The organism is Natronomonas moolapensis 8.8.11, assembly GCF_000591055.1.
Lineage (GTDB): Archaea > Halobacteriota > Halobacteria > Halobacteriales > Haloarculaceae > Natronomonas > Natronomonas moolapensis.
This window is the reverse complement of record NC_020388.1, coordinates 2,532,293-2,549,585: the sequence shown is the minus strand read 5'-3', so window position 1 is coordinate 2,549,585 and position 17,293 is coordinate 2,532,293. Positions and strand designations below refer to the sequence as shown.

Genomic DNA, 17,293 nt, shown 5'->3' with positions numbered 1-17,293 from the left:
ATACACACGGTATTTGTATATACAATACAACGAATGAGTATTAATTCACCTTGTTTAACGAAAAGCACTTGACGACGCGCCGCACTATGTCACGGTATGACGAATGAGCCCCGGATGTACCTCCGGGAAATCGGTCTGTCGAAGTACGAGGCGTGTGCGTACACCTGCCTGCTTCGACGGGGGGTCTCGACCGCACAGGAAGTCTCCGACGGGGCCGACGTCCCGCAGCCGCGGGTGTACGACGCGCTCGATCAGCTATCGAACAAGGGGTTCGTCGACGTCCAGCCGGGGCGGCCAAAGAAGTTCGGGCCGGTCACCCCCGACGACGCGATCGAGCGGTTCACCGAGTTCAAACGGCGCCACTACGACGAGCAACTCGCCGAGATCGAACGACTCGGGCAGCAGTTCGTCGGCAGCGTCGAGGACACCCCCGAACCCGCCGGGCGCTCGGAGATCTGTTGGACGTACTCGAATCGCCACAACATCCTCGAGAAACTCGCCGAATTGACGGAATCGACCGATTCGGACATCCGGATGATCACGACGCCGTTGAGCTTCGAGCACATCCTCAACCACCACGTCGAGGCGCTGAGCCGGTGTGCGGAGGCCGGGACCACGATACAGGCGATCGTCTCTGAGGACGGCACCGTCCCGGCGGCGGTCTACGACCGCGCCAGCGAGATCATGGATATCCGCCGCGTCGAGAACGTCGAGGGGCGGATCTACCTCTACGACGACTCCCACGTACTCGTGGCCTTCGCCGACGACAACGACGACGGCTACGTCGGCATCTCGACCACGAGCGACACGCTGTACAAGACCAAATCACAGCTCTTCGAGTTGCTCTGGGCCGACAGCCACCCGCCCGACCGCGCCGCCGACAGGATCACGACGGTCGACGCAAACAAAAACGACGCGTGAGGCTCCACTCGACGGCTCCGCTCACTTGAACCGGAACGTCTCGAGGTTCTTCGGCGCGAACGTCCGCATATTGAAATCGTGATACAGCGCCGAGGAGAGGTCCTGTACGGAGGACTCGTCGCCGTGCACACAGAGGACCTTCTCTGGACGGGGGTTCATCGTCCGGACGAAGTTCATAAGCCCCTGGCGGTCGGCGTGCCCGGAGAAGCCATCGACCGTCTCGACGCCCATGTTCAGCGTCAGCGTTCCACGGCTGCTCGAGCGGTCGTTCATCGGGATCTCGTCCCAGCCGTTCTGGATGCGTCGGCCGAGCGTCCCCTGGGCCTGGTAGCCGACGAAGACGAGCGAGGACTCCGACTCGCCGCCGACGTGGGTGAGCCACGACATGATCGGGCCGCCTTCGACCATCCCCGACGTCGAGAGGACGATACAGGGGCCGCCGTCGGCGACCTCCTGGCGTTCGTCCTCGCCGCCGTCGATGTGGTTGAACTGGTCCGCCAAAAACGGGTTCTCGTCGTCGTGGAAGATCCGGTCCCGGAGGTCGTCCCGCAGGTACTCCGGGTAGGTGGTGTGAATCGCCGTCGCCTCCCAGATCATCCCGTCGAGGTGGACCGGCACCTCCGGGATCTCGCCCTTCCGCATCGCCTCCTCGAGGACGAGCATGATCTCCTGGGAGCGCCCGACGGCGAAGGCGGGAATCAACACCTTCCCGCCCTCCGTCGTCGTCTCGCGGATCACCTCCTTGAGTTTCTCCTCGGAGTCCTCTTGGTCGGTCTGGTAGTCGTTTCGGCCGCCGTAGGTCGACTCCATCACGAGCGTCTCGACGCGCGGGAAGTCGTTGACCGCGCCGTTGAAAAGCCGGGTGTCGTCGTAGTGGATGTCGCCGGAGAAGGCGACGTTGTAGAGGCCGTCGCCGACGTGAAAGTGCGTCACCGCCGAGCCGAGGATGTGGCCGGCGTTGTGGAAGGTGAGCTTCAGATCCGGCGCGATGTCGGTCACGTCGCCGTACTCGATCGGGATGCAGTGTTTGATCGCCTCCCGGACCTGCGCGGAGTCGTACGGCGGCGTTCGACCCTCCTTGGCGGCCACGTCGAGGTAATCCAGCGTCAAAAGCCCCATCAGGTCGCGGGTCGGCTCGGTGCAGTAGATCGGGCCGTCGTAGCCGTACTTGAACAAGAGCGGTACCAGCGCCGAGTGATCCAGGTGGGCGTGGGTCAACACGACCGCGTCGATCTTCGACGCGCCCGCGCCGAGCGCCTCCGGCACCTGGAGATACGGGACCTCACCCTCAGCGCCGGGCTTGTCGCCGCAGTCGATGAGCACGCGCGTCTCGGGCGTGTTGAGGATGAACGCGGCGCGTCCGACCTCCCGACAGCACCCGAGCGTCGTGATCCGGACCCACTCGTCGTCGGACATCTCCTCGCGGTGGATCTGGCGGCCGATCCGCTCTAGGATGTCCCGGCGCTCCTCGCGCTCCTGTTTCAGGAAGTTCCGGACGTTCGAGACCGTCGAGGACTCGATCGGCGGCGTCCGGACGACCTCCGGGGTCCACCCGACCTTCTGGGTGATCTCCCGGAGCGTCGAGCCGTGTCGGCCGATGACCATACCCGGTTTTTGAGCCTCGACGACGACCTCGCCGGTGTCGGCGTGGAAGTCGAGATCCGAGACGCCGGCCTCGTCGGGGACCACCTCGAGAATCCGCTCGCGGGCCTCGCCGGGCCGGGCGAGGACGTCCGGGTCGGGCCGAACCGTGATCCGCTTTCGGAGCTTCGAGGCGAGCCGTCGGATCAGATCGCCGTCGCTCGCGAACTCCTTGGGATCGCGGGTGTACACGACCAACTCGGGGCCCTCGTACGTCACGTCGGACACGGAGATGTCGTTCGGCACTTCGCTCACGATCGTCGCCTTGATATCGTCGAGTTTCCGCTCTACTGCACTCATGCGTTAGAAATTCCTCGAACCGGGCTCCGGGCGCTCGCCGCGTCTCGTCCGCCGGCCGCAGGCGGGGACGCCGCCTGCGTGCGCGTGGCGTCGCAGACGGGTTTGCCGACTGCGTACGTGTGGAGTATCATTCGAATATCGGTTGATTCGGATCGGCGGTGGCTGTCGTCGGACGACGGCCGCGGGAGATACCGGAAAACCCGCTCGTACTCCGTTCTAACCCACTACTAATATAAAACCCTTCGCAAAGGAGCGCATGGAGATCACGCCAGCGACCGTCGCCGAGGAGCACGAACGGCTCAGGGCCTGCGAATCGATCCCCGGGGTCATAAACGACACCCGCGATCGGCTGGGGCCGCTCTTCGGCGTCGAGGTCGACGCCGTCACGGCCGACCAGTACCGCACCGAGGTGGATGCGGTGTTTGCCGACGGCGACCGCGCCGTCAACGTCGCCGCACTGTGTCGGCTGCTCCGCGATCTCGATTGCCCGGGCGATTACCCCGGCTTCGTCGTCGACGAGTTTCTCGGCCGAAAGCTCGCGGCCACGATCGCTGGCGGGGAGCCCTTCGCCCTCCTCGCCGAGGCGACGTTTCACTTCGCCGACGTCCACACCCACGGCGACCCCGACGACCCGGCCGGGGCCGACGACCTCGAGGCCGCCCTCGCGGCGGGGTTTCAGACCCGCCTGCCCGGCTGGGGGTGGACCGAGAGAACAACCCCGTTCGGTACGGAACGATAGCGCAGAGTTTATAAATACCCCCACAACTATGGCGGGGAATCGAGAGGTGTTGACGCCGTATCCCGTCGTATGGCAACGGTCGAAACGCACCTCGGTCGCCTCCGGTCCGACCGGGAGCGCTGGCTGCTCTCGGCGTCCCGGGTCGCCCTCGTCGCAGTCGCCGGGTGGTTCCTGCTCGCGCGGCGGGCGAGCGTCTCCATCGACATGCGGACGCAGGCAGGGATCTACCTGTTCGGGATGGTCGCGTTGAACCTCCCCTACGGGGGATACGAGCACATGTCGAATCTCAAAAACCGGGGGGTACCCTTCGGCGCTCGCTACATCGGGGCGTACCTGGCGATGGTCGCCGGGTTCGTGGCGTTGTTTTTCACCGCGCCGGTCGCCGGCCTCACCGTCGCGATCGCCGTCGCCGTCGCGAAGGGTGGCCACGGCGGTCTCCGGGTGCTCGATACGCTCGTCGGGACCGATCACCTCCGGACGACGCCCCAGCGCGCGCTGGCGGCGTTCGTCCGCGGCGGGACGGTGATGATCGTTCCGATCTACGCGTGGCCCGGCGATTTCGCTGCGTTCAGCACGTTCATGATCGACATCTTCCAGCCCGGCGCCTTCGAGGCCGTCGCCCCGTACTACGGCGATTTCAGGGTCGCGTTAGGAGCCGTCTTCGCCGCCGCCGTCGCCGTCCACGTCGGCCTCGGCTTTCAGCGCCGGAAGGACCTCACGACGTGGGCCGTCGACGCCGGCGAGACGGCGCTGTTGATCGCGTACTTCGCCATCGTGCCCGTGGTCGCCGCCGTCGGCCTGTACTTTCCGCTCTGGTACTCGATGCGTCAGAGCGCCCGCGCCGAGGCGGTCCGCTCGGCGCTTCCCGATCCCGACCCCGAATCGATCCCCTCGCCTCACCGGGTGATCGTCGCCTTCATACTCGGCACCGCCGCCACGTTCTCGCTTGCGGCCCTGATCGCGACGCTCGCACCGAACCCGATGTCCGGCGGGACACTGCTCGTAAGCGGCGTCGCCTTCTTCAGCGTCTTCATCAGCATCATCGCCCTCCCCCACGTCGTCGTCGGGGGCTGGCTCGACACCGACCGCGGCATCTGGTACACTCCCTGAGATGATCGGCTCCACCGACGCCACGGCGGCACGACCGCACAACGAACAGCCACTCGGCGGCGACGACATCACGGTCGTCGGCGGCGGCTTCGGCGGCCTGTCTGCGGCCTGCTATCTCGCCGCCGACGGCGCGGACGTAACCCTGCTCGAACGGCACGACGAGGTGGGCGGCGTCGCCGGCCGAATCGAGACCGACGGCTTCCGGATCGACACCGGGCCGTCGTGGTATCTCATGCCCGATACGTTCGATCGGTTCTTCGGCCACTTCGACCGCGACCCCGAGGCGTACTACGACCTCACGCGACTCGACCCCCACTACCGCGTGTTCTGGAAGGACGGCGACTGCGTCGACGTACCCGACGACCCCAATGCGGTCGCCGACCTCTTCGAGTCCTACGAACCGGGGGGCGGCGAAGCGTTCCGCTCGTACCTCGACGGGGCCGAACACGCCTACGAGGTCGGCATCGCGGAGTTCGTCTACCGGGATCGCTCCCGGCTGCGGGACTGTCTCGATCCCCGGTTGCTCCGGGCCGCCCGCGGCGTGACGCTTCTGGACTCGATGGACGAATACGTCGCCGAGCGTTTCGAGCACCCGAAGCTCCGGCAACTCCTGCAGTACACGCTGGTCTTTCTCGGCGGCGCACCCCACAACACGCCCGCGATCTACACGCTCATGTCCCACGTCGACTTCAACCTCGGCGTCTACCACCCGACGGGCGGCATCGCGTCGGTCATCGACGGGATCGCCGAACTCGCGACCGAACTCGGCGTCGATATCCGAACCGACCGCGAGGTGACCGGCCTCGACCCCGGAGTCGGCGGACTCGGCGTCGAGACCGCGTCCGGGCGCGACCGGGCCGACGCGGTCGTCGCGAACGCGAACCCCTACCACGTCGAACGCGAGCTCCTCCCCGCGGATCGGACGGAGTACGGCACCGACTACTGGGCCGACCGGACGTACGCCCCCTCGGCGTTCCTGTTGTACCTCGGCGTCGAGGGCGACGCCGAACCGCTCGCCCACCACACGCTCGTGTTGCCGACCGATTGGGACGCCCACTTCGAGGCGATCTTCGAGGATCCAGCCTGGCCCGACGATCCCGCCTACTACGTCAACGTCCCCTCCCGGACCGATCCGACGATGGCCCCCGACGGCCACGAGGCGGTCGTCGTACTCGTCCCGATCGCCGCCGGCCTCGAGGACGACGACCGGGCGCGCGAGCGGTTCCGCGAGGGGGTCATCGACGACCTCGAGACCCACACCGGCGCCGACCTCCGCGACCGGATCGTCCTCGAGCGGACCGCCTGCGTCTCGGAGTTCGGCGAACGCTTCGGCGCACCGCGAGGCACGGCGCTCGGGCTCGCTCACACCCTCCGACAGACCGGACCGTTCCGCCCGTCGATCCGGTCTTCGGCGGCCGATTCGCTGTACTACACTGGTTCGTACACCTCGCCGGGGATCGGTGTCCCGATGTGTCTGGTCAGCGGCGAACACACCGCCGCCGCGGTTCGGGACGGTGAGACGCCGGGCGCCGTGTCGTCGCTCTTCGACCGCCGATGACGGCGCTCACTCGAGTTGCTCGCCGACGATCGCGTCGGCGCGCTCGATGAACTCGGCTTCTGTCCCGGCCGGGATCGTCGCGCCCGCGGCGACGTCGTGGCCGCCGCCGTCGCCGCCGACCGCGCGGGCGGCCTCGCCTATCGCGGCCGAGAGATCCAGACCGTCCCCGACGAGCGGTCCCGTCCCGCGGCCGGAGACCTTCGTCTCTCCGTCGCCCTTCTCGGCGAAGGCGACGATCGGCACGTCGCGAGAGACGCCGTCGGCACCCATCGACATCCCCGCGATGATCCCGACGATCGTCTCGCGGATCTCGCTTCCGGCGTCGAACCACTGGAGGCTGTCCTCGCGGGTGACGCCGTGCTCTTCGACCCACTCGATCCCCGCCGAGAGGTTCCGCCGGTGGTTCGCGAGCAGTTCTCTCGCCCGCTCGAGAGCCCTCTCGCGGTCGCCGAGACAGACCGCGAGGCCGACGTCGGCGCGCTCGTATCTCGCCGTCGCGTTCAAAAGCGTCGAGAACTCGCTGGCGTCGCGGAGTTCGGTGCCGACTGGCTCCTCCGTGAGGACGTAGCTCGTCCCGACCAGCCGATCGATCTTGAACGCCGGGACGCCGCGGGAGACGGCGCGTCTGACCAGCGCGCTCGCGAGCGTCCGTTTTTCGCCCTCGGAGAGGTCGACCCAGCGACGCCACTCGCCGTCGGCCCGACAGGACACGTCGAGCCCATCCAGAAAGGAGACGGTCCCACGCTCGTCGTTGGTGATCCCCGGGATCCGGACGTCAGAGGCGTATTCGAGCAGCTTCGGCAGCGGTCGGGTCTGTTTGCCGTAGACCGCGAGGTCCTTTCGCTCCTCTACGACGCCTGCCTCGACGCCCTCCCCGACGATCGCGGCGTTCGCGCCACGGAGATCGCCCTCGGAGGCCTGCATGTCGCCGACCGCGCCGACGACCGCGAGTCCCGCCAGATCGCGGTTGTCGAGCCGTTCGTCGGCCGACGAGCGCGCGGCGAGCGCCCGCGCGAGGACGTAACTCGCCCCCGCACCCGACAGCTCCGAGGCCCCGTCGATCCCCTTGAGCAGCGGGTTGAGGTGGTGCTCCGTGTCGGCGTCGGCCGGCTGGTGGTGGTCGGCGACGACGGGGACGAACGCGCCCGCGCGTTCGTGTTCGGCGATGAGATCGAGTTGGCCGCTGCCGAAGTCGGTGAAAAGCACCGTCCCGTACGCCCGGTCGGCGATGGCCGCGATCGAGTCGGCGTCGAGTTGCTTCTCGAAGACCGCTTCGAACGGTATCCCCGCCCGTTCGAGCGCGGTCGCCGCGACCGCGGCGCTGGTCAGCCCGTCGGCGTCGATGTGGGAGGCGAGCAACACGCGATCCGCGGCGCACAACTGCGCCGCACACGCGTCGGCGCGGGCCTGCAACTCCGGGACGGGGGCGTCGGCGGCGGCCATACGGGCACGTTGCCCGTTCTCCGATTTAAACCCCGGGACGGGTGTCCCCCGTTTTTTTGCGTCCCGGCGTCGACCCGCCCGTATGAACGTCGAGTTCGGCACCGACGGCTGGCGGACGACGGTCGAGGAGTTCACCGAACCGCGGATCCGGGCCGTCGGCCAGGCCGTCGCCGACTACCTGCGCTCGACGGGCGAGGACGCGCCGGTCGCGGTCGGCTACGACCCGCGGGCGGGCTCTCGCGCCGCCGCGGAGGAACTCGCCGGCGTCGTCTGTGCCAACGGCTTCGACGCCCTCCTCGCCGACCGCGACACCCCCACGCCGGTCGTCGCGTGGACGGTCCTCGGTCGAGGGCTCTCGGGGGCGTTGCAGGTGACCGCGAGCCACAACCCGCCGACGTACAACGGCATCAAGTTCGTCCCCTCCGACGGCGCGCCCGCTCCCCCGGCAGTGACGGATCGGCTGGCCGCGGCGCTGGCCCCGCCCGACCCGCTCGCCGAGGACCGGTGGGGTTCCGTCCGGGAGACCGACTTCGTCGAACCCTACCTCGGGGACGCGCTGTCGGTCGTCGATTCGGACCTCGACGGGCTGGCGCTCGCCCACGATGCAATGCACGGCAGCGGCCGCGGCGTCACCGACGAACTCCTCTCGCGGGCGGGCGCGTCCGTCACGCGACTGCGGGGCGAGCGCGACCCCGAGTTCGGTGGTTCGCCACCCGAGCCGACCGCCGAACACCTCGGGGCGCTCGAAGCCGCGGTCGTCGACGGCGACGCCGCACTCGGCGTCGCGAACGACGGCGACGCCGACCGCCTCGCCGTCGTCACGCCCACCCGTGGCGTCGTCGACCCGAACTGGGTGCTCGCGGCGCTGTACGACTACCTGCTGGAGACGGGTGCGGGCGACGTCGTCCGGACCGTTTCGACGACCGCGCTCGTCGACCGGATCGCCGAGGCGAACGGCCACGCCGCCCACGAGACGGCGGTCGGGTTCAAGTGGGTCGCCGAGGCGATGGCCGACTCCGGGGCGCTCGTCGGCGGCGAGGAGTCGGGCGGGTTCGGGGTCGGCGGGCACCTCCACAACAAGGACGGCGTCCTCGTTGCGCTCCTCGTCGCCGACGCCCACGCCGCGGAGCCGTTCGACGACCGCCTCGACCGCCTCCGCGCCGAGTTCGGCGACATCGTCCAGGACCGCCGGAGCGTCGACTGTCCCGACGACCGGAAGGCGGCCGTCATCGAGGCGCTCGACGCGGGCCTCCCGGAGTCGGTCGCCGGCAGCGGCGTCGAGCGCGTCGGCCGCACCGACGGCTTCAAGCTCTTCTTGACGGACGGCTCGTGGCTTTTACTCCGGCCGAGCGGGACCGAGCCGAAACTCCGGGTGTACGTCGAAGCGGACAGCGAGGCCAGAGTCGACGACCTGTTGTCGGCCGGCGCTTCGCTGCTCGAGCCACTCGTTTGATCGTCGGCCGTTGCGTTCCGCCACGCGGGTTCCGAACGCTACCGATTCCCATTTAACAGCGGCGGCTGATTATTCCGACATGAGCAGGTTCGCCGAGGTCGACGACCAGTACGAACCCGGCGCGGTCGAGGATCGCGTCTTCGAGTACTGGGACGAGGTCGACGCCTACGAGCAAGCGAAACGCCACCGATCCGACGGCGAGGACTTCTTTTTCGTCGACGGCCCGCCGTACACCTCCGGGGCCGCCCACATGGGCACGACGTGGAACAAGACGCTGAAGGACGCCTACATCCGCTACAAGCGGATGTGCGGCTACGACGTGACCGACCGCCCCGGCTACGACATGCACGGGCTGCCGATCGAGACGAAAGTCGAGGAGAACCTCGGCTTCGAGAACAAAAAGGACATCGAGGCCTTCGGCGAGGAGAACTTCATCGACGAGTGCAAGTCCTTCGCCGAGGCGCAACTCGAGGGGCTCCAGAGCGACTTCAAGTCCTTCGGCGTCTGGATGGACTGGGAGGACCCATACAAGACGGTCGACCCCGAGTACATGGAGGCCGCGTGGTGGGGCTTCTCGAAGGCCCACGACCGCGGGTTGGTCGAGCAGGGCAAACGCTCGATCAGCCAGTGCCCGCGCTGTGAGACCGCAATCGCGAACAACGAAGTCGAGTACGAACACGTCGAGGACCCCTCGATCTACGTGAAATTCGAACTCGAGGACCGAGAGGGCTCGCTCGTCATCTGGACGACGACGCCGTGGACGATCCCCGCCAACACGTTCGTCGCCGCCGACGCCGACGCGACATACCGAGCGGTCGAGGCCGAACGGAACGGCGAGCAGGAGGTCCTCTATCTCGAGGCGTCCTGCGTCGAGGACGTCCTCGAACACGGCGACTACGACGGCTACGAGGTCCGCGAGGAACTCCCCGGCGCGGAGATGGTCGGCTGGACCTACGAGCATCCCCTCCGCGACCGGGTGCCCGACGCCCCCGACTTCGAAGGCGCACTGGCAGTCTATGACGCCGACTACGTCGAGGCCGACCGGACCGGACTCGTCCACTCCGCGCCCGGCCACGGCGAGGTCGACTTCGAGCGCGGGCAGGAACTCGGCCTCGAAATATTCTGTCCGGTCGGTCCCGACGGCGTCTTCCGGGAGGCCGCGGGCGAGTACGCCGGGCAGTTCGTCAAGGACGCCGACGACGGGATCATCGCCGACCTCGACGCCGAGGGGCACCTCCTCGCGAGCGAGCGCCACCACCACGACTACGGCCACTGTTGGCGCTGTGACACGCCCATCATCCAGATGGTCACGGACCAGTGGTTCATCACCGTCACCGACATCAAAGACGAGTTGCTCGCGAACATGGCGGACAGCGAGTGGTATCCCCGGGAGGCGCGGGACAACCGATTCCGGGACTTCATCGAGGACTCGCCCGACTGGAACGTCTCCAGACAGCGCTACTGGGGCATTCCCATCCCGATATGGGTCCCCGACGCCGAGGCCAGCAACGGCGACGTCGAGGGCTGGGACGGCGACGTCGAGGACGCCATCGTGATCTCCACCCGCGAGGAACTCACGGAGCGCGTCGATCAGTCGATCGACCCCGAGTCGGTCGACATCCACAAAGACACCGTCGACGACCTCACCATCACCGAGGGGGATGTCACCTACACGCGCGTCCCCGACGTCTTCGACGTCTGGCTCGACTCCTCGGTCGCCTCTTGGGGAACCATCGGCTACCCCGGCAACGAGGAAGCCTTCGAGGAGCTGTGGCCCGCGGACCTCATCATGGAGGCCCACGATCAGACCCGTGGGTGGTTTTGGTCCCAACTCGGGATGGGCAGCGCCGCCCTCGACGAGGTTCCATATAAAAACGTCCTCATGCACGGCTGGGCGCTCGCCGAGGACGGCCGCAAGATGTCCAAATCGATCGGCAACATCGTCGCCCCCCAGGAGGCGATCGAGCGCCACGGCGCGGACCCGATGCGGCTGTTCTTGCTCGGCCAGAACCCACAGGGCGACGACATGCGCTTTTCGTGGGACGAAATGGAGAACCGCGAGCGCGACCTCAACATCCTCTGGAACGTCTTTCGGTTCCCGCTGCCGTACATGCGGCTCGACGAGTTCGATCCCGACGACGTCTCGATCGCCGACGCCGAGCTCGAAACCGTCGACGAGTGGGTCCTCTCGCGGCTGCAGTCGGTCACCGCGGAGATGACGGAGGCGTGGGAGGCCTACCGCCAGGACGAGGCGCTCGATGCGCTCCTCGAGTTCGTCGTCGAGGACGTCTCGCGGTTTTACATCCAGGTCGTCCGCGAGCGGATGTGGGAGGAGGCCGACTCGGAAAGCAAGCGCGCTGCCTACGCGACGCTGTATCACGTCCTCGTCGAGACGACGAAACTGCTCGCGCCCTACGCGCCGTTCGTCGCCGAGGAGATCTACGGCACCCTGACGGGCGAGGGCGGCCACGACACCGTCCACATGTGCGAGTGGCCGGCGGTCGAGGCGTCGCTTCGTGACCCCGACCTCGAGACCGACGTCGCGGTCGTCGCCGCCGTCGAGGAGGCCGGCTCGAACGCCCGCCAGCAGGCCGAACGGAAGCTCAGATGGCCCGTCACGCGGGTCGTCGTCGCGGCCGACGAGGAACGCGCCGCCGAGGCGGTCGACCGCCACCGCGGTCTCCTTCGGGACCGGCTCAACGCCCGCGAGATCGAGTTGATCGACCCCGACGCCGACTGGGAGGAACTCGCCTACACCGCCCGGGCCGACATGTCGGTGCTCGGCCCGACGTTCGGCGACGCGGCCGGCGAGATCATGAACGCCATCAACGCCGTCTCGGTCCCCGAGCCGACGCTCGAGACGCTCTCGGCGGCCGTCGTCGAGGAACTCGGCCGCGAGGTCGAGTTGACCGAGGAGACGGTCTCGTTCACCACCGAAACCCCCGAGGAGATCGAGGGGACCGCCTTCTCGGTCGACGGCGACGACCGCGGTGTCGTCTACGTCGACACGGCCCTCACCGAGGACATCGAAAGCGAGGGGTACGCCCGCGAGGTCGTCCGCCGGATCCAGGAGATGCGCAAGGAACTCGACCTCGACATCGAACGCGAAATCCGCGTCGACCTCGACGTCCGCAACGATCGGGTGGCCGGCCTCGTCGAGCGCCACCGCGACCTCGTCGCCGGGGAGGTCAGAGCCGCCGCGTTCGGGACCGTCGAGGACGGCTACGAACGCGTCTGGGACGTCGAGGGCGTCGAAATGTACATTTCTATCGAACCCGTCACCGACCGGTAATGGGCGCCCGGCCGGTCGTCGTCTTCGCGCTCGTCGTCGGCTGTCTCCTCGGTGCGGTCGTCGCCGCCCCGGGAGCGGCGGCGGAGCCGATCGACCTCGAGAACGGGCTCTCGGAGTCGGATACGGACGACCGCATCGACGTCGAAACCCGTCTGTCGATCCCCGATTCGACCGTCGAACTGGAGATTACGATCCCCGCCGGCACCGACGTCACCGACGCGACCGGCTTCGAACGGGTCGACGACCGGACCTACGCGTGGACCGAATCGACCGCCACCCCGAGCCTCGAGTACGAGTACGACGCCACCGTCAGCGGGAGCCACCGCGGCCGCGAGGGCCTCACGTTCGTCGCGAACGACGAGTGGGCGCTCGTCCGGACGCCCTCGGTCGGCGTCTCCTGGCGGAGCACCGACACCGACTCCGAACTCGTCCGGACCAACACGGTCGACGGCGAGGGGGTCGCGAGCACGCACATGGCGTATCTCGGCGCCTACACCGAACACACGGGCTCGGCGGCGGGCCAGACGTTCCGGCTCGTCGTCCCCGAGGCCGCAGCCCTCCGGGGGGACCCCGAAGCGATACTCGCGGCGCTCGAGGCCGCCGCCGAGCGCCTCTCGGTCGGTCCCCGCCCCGACGTCTTCGCCGTCGCCGCCCCGACAGCCGGCCAGTCGTGGGGACCCGCCGGCGTCCAGCGCGGCCCCGGCGGCGACTTCTGGGTACGCGACACCGAAGCGCTCGGAACGGTAGAAAACACCTGGATCCACGAGTACGTCCACACCCGACAGCGCTACGCGACGACCGACGCGACGCGCTGGACGACGGAGGGGATGGCCGAGTACTACGCCGCCCTCCTGGCGTACGAGGCCGGCGACGTGCGCTACGCGACGTTCCGGGACCGCCTCGAACGCGGGACCGACCCCGGCTACGACGGCGTTCGCCTCGCCGATCCGGGGACCTGGGCCGAGACGACCGCCGACTACGAGCGCGGGGCACAGCTATTTGCCCACCTCGACCGGCGGCTCCGCGCCGACGCCGACACGTCGCTGGACGCCGTCGTCGCCGGGGTGAACCGCCGGGGGGCCGAACTGACACAGCGGCGGTTCCTCGACGCGATCGGCTCCGCCGGCGACGCCGAGGTCCGAAGCGACGCCGAGCGCTACACCGAGACGACCGCGGCGCCGCCGATCGCCTCCCGGAGCGAGCACGTCGCGGCGTTCGGCGGGCCGGACGTCCGGTACTCGATCGCCGGGACGACGGTGTCGGGTTCCTACCGGACGGGGACGCTCGATTCCCCAGCACTCGTCGTCGGCGAGACGCTCGAACTCGACGTCGTCGCCGAGAACGTCGGCACCGAAACGGGCGAGTTCGAGGCCGAACTCCGGGTCGATGGCGAAGCCGTCGCGGTCCGGGAGGGCCGCCTCGATCCCGGCGCGTCGGCGACGCTTCGGTTCGCCCGCGAGTTCGACGCCGCGGGGGAGTTCGACCTCTCGGTCGGCCCCGAACGGACGACCGTCACGGTCGAGGAGCCGGCCGGCATCGAGGTGGTCGGTCTCGAGACGATGCCGGCGGCACCAATGGCAGGCGAGGCGGTCACGCTTCGCGCGACGGTCGCCTCGGCGGCCGATCGCCCCGCGGCGGGCGAGGTGACGTTCGTCGTCGACGCCGAGGCGGTCGCGATCGAACCCGTCCGGGTCGGCGAGGGGACGGCGACCGTCGAGACGACCGTCCCCTTCGAGGAGTCGGGCGAGTACGCCGTCTCCGCCGGTGGGCAGCGGGCAACGGTGACGGTCGGCGGGGACGCCGCGTCGCCCGGGACCGACCCGACCGGTATCGGCAGCCACCCCGGATTCGGGCCGGGGGTCGCTCTCGTCGCGGTACTGCTCGCGCTCGCGGCGGCGGGACGGAACGAGTTATAACGATTCGGCGATCGCCGGGGCGGCGCTCACCGCCGAGACCGCCCGCTCGATCGTGTCGGTACCGTACACCGCCTCGACGCCGGCGGTCGCGAGCTTCGTCCGGGCGTTGGCGGCGAGCATCGGGTGAACGCAGGTGACGAAGACGCGTTCCGGGGCCGAAAGCTGGCCGATCGCGGTGCTCATCGTCGATCCGGTCGCGACGATGTCGTCGACCAACACCACGTCGCGTCCGGCGGTACTCGCGTCGCTGGGGCGGATCTCGACGTCGGTGTCGGAGTGTCGTACCTTCTCGAAGTAGTCGACCGTCCCGGTCCCGTAGGCGTCACGGACAGTCTCGGCGAGGTCGACCGCGCCGGCGTCGGGCGACAGAAACAGCGGATCGGAGAGACCGGGCAGCGGGTCGGCGAGGTGACTAGCCGCGTCGACGGTCGCACACGGCACCTCGAAGAAGTCGGCGATCGACGCCTCGTGGGGGTTGACCGTCATCACCCGGTCGGTTCCGGTCGAGATCGCCCGCGCCATCGCCCGCGCTGACACCGGCTCACCCGGCTCGAACGCCTCGTCCTGTCTCCCGTAGCCCATGTACGGCAGGACGGTGACGACCTCCTCGGCCCGTTGCCGGGCGGCGTCCTGTAGCTGCAGCAACTCGACCTGTGCGGAATCTGACACCGTCGAGGCGACGACGATCGCCCTGTCGCCGGCGTCCGGAACGCGGACGAGCGTCTCGCCGTCGGCGAACCAGTCGTACTCGACGGCGGCGAGCGGCTCGTCGAGTTCGCTCGCGAGCGCCGCCGCGACCTCTTGTGATGCGGATCCCGGAACTATCATTAGCGGCTCTGTGTCCCCCGGGGGTAAACGCGTTTTCGTTCGCTGGCGCTCGCCTCGCTGCTCGCGGGTCGTTACGGAAGTTCGAGGAGAGAGCCTCGCCGTTCACGGCGGGGATGAATCCGACACCAGGGCGACAACCGCCAGAATTATTCCCCCAGACAGCGTGTCCGTGGGTACGCACAACGGGCAAAAACTGGCGGTTGGATTGGGGTCCGCCCGGACGACGAAGGCCACCACACCGTTCCCGCAAGGGCGTCTCCGAAGCCGTTGGGAGACGGCAGACAAAAAGCGACCCTCGCCCGAGTGTGCCTGCCCACCGTGGCATGAAAGGCAGGCAGGCCGATGGCACGGCCCGTGCCCGGACGCGCCGAAAAGGGCGACCGGGGGCATCCCCGCTGTCTCTTCGAGATAAACGGGATGCCCGGTGCAAGCGGATACCGCGTCCGAACGGACGCGCAACACGCCACACCCCTCGCGGGGCCGACGTATCGCGCACGAACCCGGTATCGCCTCGCCGGACCCCATCCGGCAGGTGAGAAGTTGCCAGCGGGGACGTGGGACCGGCTCGCCGTCCCGCGCTGGAATCCTCGCGCTTCAGCGCGGGGAGGATGTCAATCTCCGCGCTCGCTTCTTCGAGGCTCGCTGGCGCTCGCCTCGCTGCTCGCCTCACCGCCCTCGAACCACGACGAACTCGGCGAGATCCTCCAGGTAGCCGACCGCCGGCGAGTCGCCGGGATCGGCCGCCGCCAGCGCAGACAGCGCCGCCTCGGACTCCTCACGTGCGCGGCCGTTGACCTCCTCGGGCGTCAAATCGGTGATCCGGACCAGCGAGGGGCGCTCCATGGCCTCGTCGCGGCCGGCCGGCTTGCCGAGCGCGTCGGCCTCCGCGGTCGCATCGAGGACGTCGTCGCGGATCTGAAACGCGATCCCGACGCGCTCTGCGTACCCGCCGAACGACTCGATCGTGTAGGTGTCGGCGGCGGCGGCGATGGCCCCCAACTCGGCAGCAGCCCGAAACAGCGCGCCGGTCTTCCGGCGGGCCAACTCCATGTACTCCGCTTCGGTCGTCGGCTGGGCGACGAGTTCGGTCGCCTCGCCCTCGCCCAACTCGACCATCGCCTCTGCGACGGTGCGCATCGCCCGATCGTCGCTGCCGAACAGCGAGAACGCCTCCCCGAGCAGCCCGTCGCTCGTCGCCATCGCGGGGCCGTAACCGAACGCTGTCCACGCGCTCTCGACGCCGCGCCGAAGCTCCGACTCGTCGATGATGTCGTCGACGACCAGGGAGGCGTTGTGAACCAGCTCGATCCCCACGGCGAAATCGATCGCCTCCGCGGAGGCCGCCGACCCCCGGCCGTCCTCGCCGACTAGCTCCCCGCCCGCCGCCTCGAAGGCGAGAAGCGCCACCATCGGCCGGACGCGCTTGCCGCCCGAGAGCGAGACGTGCTCCAGTCGCTCCGTCATCGCCCCCGGTTCGGCCGCCTCGAGCACGGTCGCGAGCCGCGACTCGACAAGCGCCCGACGGCGCTCGAGATACTCCATAACCGACGTAGGGACGGTGTTCGGAAGTACGTGACGGATGCGATCGATCGTGTCGCGGCGGCGAGCGCGACCGACACCACCGACACCACCGACACCACCGACACCACCGACACCACCGACCGACGCGCTGACGGCGAAGCCCCTTTGCCCGCGGCCCCCCTCCGTCCCGTATGGACGAACCGAAACCCGCCGATGGCTGGCCCGACGGACCCCTCTCGGAGTCGGAAGCGAAAGCCCGGCTCGGCCCCGACGGTCTCGCGGTCTGGGTCATGGACGCCGACAGCGACGTCCGATCCGCGACGGTGCCGGCAGACGCGCCCGACGACCCCGTCGTCGACGTCGTGATCGAGACCGACGAGGCCTTCGAGATGTACAGCTACTCTCGAGGGCAGTGGATGGACTACGGAGTCCAACGGAAGGACGACGACGACGCGCCGCCGATGGCCGGCACGCTCGAGAGCTACCGCGTCCTCGCCGGCGAGAGCACCCTCGAAACCGAGTAGCCGCCCGCCCGAAGCGATCGAGACCGCGCTGTCGGCTCCGGGAGGCG

At 68.7% G+C, this 17,293-nt stretch carries 12 protein-coding genes; 8 read left to right on the top strand and 4 right to left on the bottom strand.

Annotation, left to right across the window (positions count from 1 at the left end):
- Window positions 1-96 precede the first annotated feature (96 nt).
- On the top strand, window positions 97-921 hold the full coding sequence (locus tag NMLP_RS12260; protein WP_015410440.1) for a TrmB family transcriptional regulator: 825 nt from the start codon (window positions 97-99) through the stop codon (window positions 919-921).
- A gap of 21 nt (window positions 922-942) precedes the next feature.
- Here NMLP_RS12260 and NMLP_RS12255 read toward each other — a convergent pair whose 3' ends face one another.
- Complete coding sequence (locus NMLP_RS12255) at window positions 943-2,862, bottom strand: beta-CASP ribonuclease aCPSF1 (protein ID WP_015410439.1); 1,920 nt, start codon at window positions 2,860-2,862, stop codon at window positions 943-945.
- A gap of 256 nt (window positions 2,863-3,118) precedes the next feature.
- On the opposite strand from NMLP_RS12255, the gene NMLP_RS12250 reads away from it, so the two are divergent.
- The 3 genes from NMLP_RS12250 to NMLP_RS12240 all read left to right on the top strand — a co-directional run bounded on the left by NMLP_RS12250 (window position 3,119) and on the right by NMLP_RS12240 (window position 6,269).
- Complete coding sequence (locus NMLP_RS12250) at window positions 3,119-3,601, top strand: hypothetical protein (RefSeq protein ID WP_015410438.1); 483 nt, start codon at window positions 3,119-3,121, stop codon at window positions 3,599-3,601.
- A 69-nt stretch (window positions 3,602-3,670) separates the two neighbouring features.
- Window positions 3,671-4,711 (top strand): Brp/Blh family beta-carotene 15,15'-dioxygenase, encoded by a 1,041-nt coding sequence (locus NMLP_RS12245; RefSeq protein ID WP_015410437.1) that lies wholly within the window; start codon window positions 3,671-3,673, stop codon window positions 4,709-4,711.
- Between the two features lies 1 nt (window position 4,712).
- Window positions 4,713-6,269: a phytoene desaturase family protein gene (locus tag NMLP_RS12240; RefSeq protein ID WP_015410436.1), complete on the top strand. Its 1,557-nt coding sequence runs from the start codon at window positions 4,713-4,715 to the stop codon at window positions 6,267-6,269.
- Window positions 6,270-6,275: 6 nt separating this feature from the next.
- Here NMLP_RS12240 and NMLP_RS12235 read toward each other — a convergent pair whose 3' ends face one another.
- Window positions 6,276-7,712: a DHHA1 domain-containing protein gene (locus NMLP_RS12235; protein ID WP_015410435.1), complete on the bottom strand. Its 1,437-nt coding sequence runs from the start codon at window positions 7,710-7,712 to the stop codon at window positions 6,276-6,278.
- Window positions 7,713-7,794: 82 nt separating this feature from the next.
- Between NMLP_RS12235 and NMLP_RS12230 the strand changes: the two genes are divergently transcribed.
- The 3 genes from NMLP_RS12230 (at window position 7,795) to NMLP_RS12220 (ending at window position 14,373) form a co-directional block, all read left to right on the top strand.
- Window positions 7,795-9,165: a phosphoglucomutase/phosphomannomutase family protein gene (locus NMLP_RS12230; RefSeq protein WP_015410434.1), complete on the top strand. Its 1,371-nt coding sequence runs from the start codon at window positions 7,795-7,797 to the stop codon at window positions 9,163-9,165.
- Between the two features lie 79 nt (window positions 9,166-9,244).
- Entirely contained in the window at window positions 9,245-12,457 is a 3,213-nt protein-coding gene (gene ileS / locus NMLP_RS12225; RefSeq protein WP_015410433.1) for an isoleucine--tRNA ligase, read from the top strand.
- Window positions 12,457-14,373 carry an Ig-like domain-containing protein gene (locus tag NMLP_RS12220; RefSeq protein ID WP_015410432.1) on the top strand — a complete coding sequence of 639 codons (1,917 nt, stop codon included), beginning with the start codon at window positions 12,457-12,459 and terminating at the stop codon, window positions 14,371-14,373. Before ileS ends, NMLP_RS12220 begins: the two co-directional genes overlap by 1 nt.
- Here NMLP_RS12220 and prs read toward each other — a convergent pair.
- Window positions 14,368-15,201 (bottom strand): ribose-phosphate diphosphokinase, encoded by an 834-nt coding sequence (gene prs, locus NMLP_RS12215; protein WP_015410431.1) that lies wholly within the window; start codon window positions 15,199-15,201, stop codon window positions 14,368-14,370. The genes NMLP_RS12220 and prs overlap by 6 nt on opposite strands.
- Window positions 15,202-15,867: 666 nt before the next feature.
- Window positions 15,868-16,743, bottom strand: a complete 876-nt coding sequence (locus NMLP_RS12210; RefSeq protein WP_015410430.1) for a polyprenyl synthetase family protein — start codon at window positions 16,741-16,743, stop codon at window positions 15,868-15,870.
- A 170-nt stretch (window positions 16,744-16,913) separates the two neighbouring features.
- On the opposite strand from NMLP_RS12210, the gene NMLP_RS12205 reads away from it, so the two are divergent.
- A complete protein-coding gene (locus NMLP_RS12205) occupies window positions 16,914-17,246 on the top strand; it encodes a hypothetical protein (protein ID WP_015410429.1) in 333 nt (110 codons plus the stop codon).
- Window positions 17,247-17,293 lie beyond the last annotated feature (47 nt).

Bases quoted from the DNA above. Each gene is read 5' to 3' on its own strand.
- NMLP_RS12255 (WP_015410439.1), bottom strand. From the start codon at position 2,862: ATGAGTGCAGTAGAGCGGAAACTCGACGATATCAAGGCGACGATCGTG.
- NMLP_RS12230 (WP_015410434.1), top strand. From the start codon at position 7,795: ATGAACGTCGAGTTCGGCACCGACGGCTGGCGGACGACGGTCGAGGAG.
- ileS (WP_015410433.1), top strand. From the start codon at position 9,245: ATGAGCAGGTTCGCCGAGGTCGACGACCAGTACGAACCCGGCGCGGTC.
- prs (WP_015410431.1), bottom strand. From the start codon at position 15,201: ATGATAGTTCCGGGATCCGCATCACAAGAGGTCGCGGCGGCGCTCGCG.
- NMLP_RS12240 (WP_015410436.1), top strand. From the start codon at position 4,713: ATGATCGGCTCCACCGACGCCACGGCGGCACGACCGCACAACGAACAG.
- NMLP_RS12260 (WP_015410440.1), top strand. From the start codon at position 97: ATGACGAATGAGCCCCGGATGTACCTCCGGGAAATCGGTCTGTCGAAG.
- NMLP_RS12235 (WP_015410435.1), bottom strand. From the start codon at position 7,712: ATGGCCGCCGCCGACGCCCCCGTCCCGGAGTTGCAGGCCCGCGCCGAC.
- NMLP_RS12210 (WP_015410430.1), bottom strand. From the start codon at position 16,743: ATGGAGTATCTCGAGCGCCGTCGGGCGCTTGTCGAGTCGCGGCTCGCG.
- NMLP_RS12220 (WP_015410432.1), top strand. From the start codon at position 12,457: ATGGGCGCCCGGCCGGTCGTCGTCTTCGCGCTCGTCGTCGGCTGTCTC.
- NMLP_RS12250 (WP_015410438.1), top strand. From the start codon at position 3,119: ATGGAGATCACGCCAGCGACCGTCGCCGAGGAGCACGAACGGCTCAGG.
- NMLP_RS12245 (WP_015410437.1), top strand. From the start codon at position 3,671: ATGGCAACGGTCGAAACGCACCTCGGTCGCCTCCGGTCCGACCGGGAG.
- NMLP_RS12205 (WP_015410429.1), top strand. From the start codon at position 16,914: ATGGACGAACCGAAACCCGCCGATGGCTGGCCCGACGGACCCCTCTCG.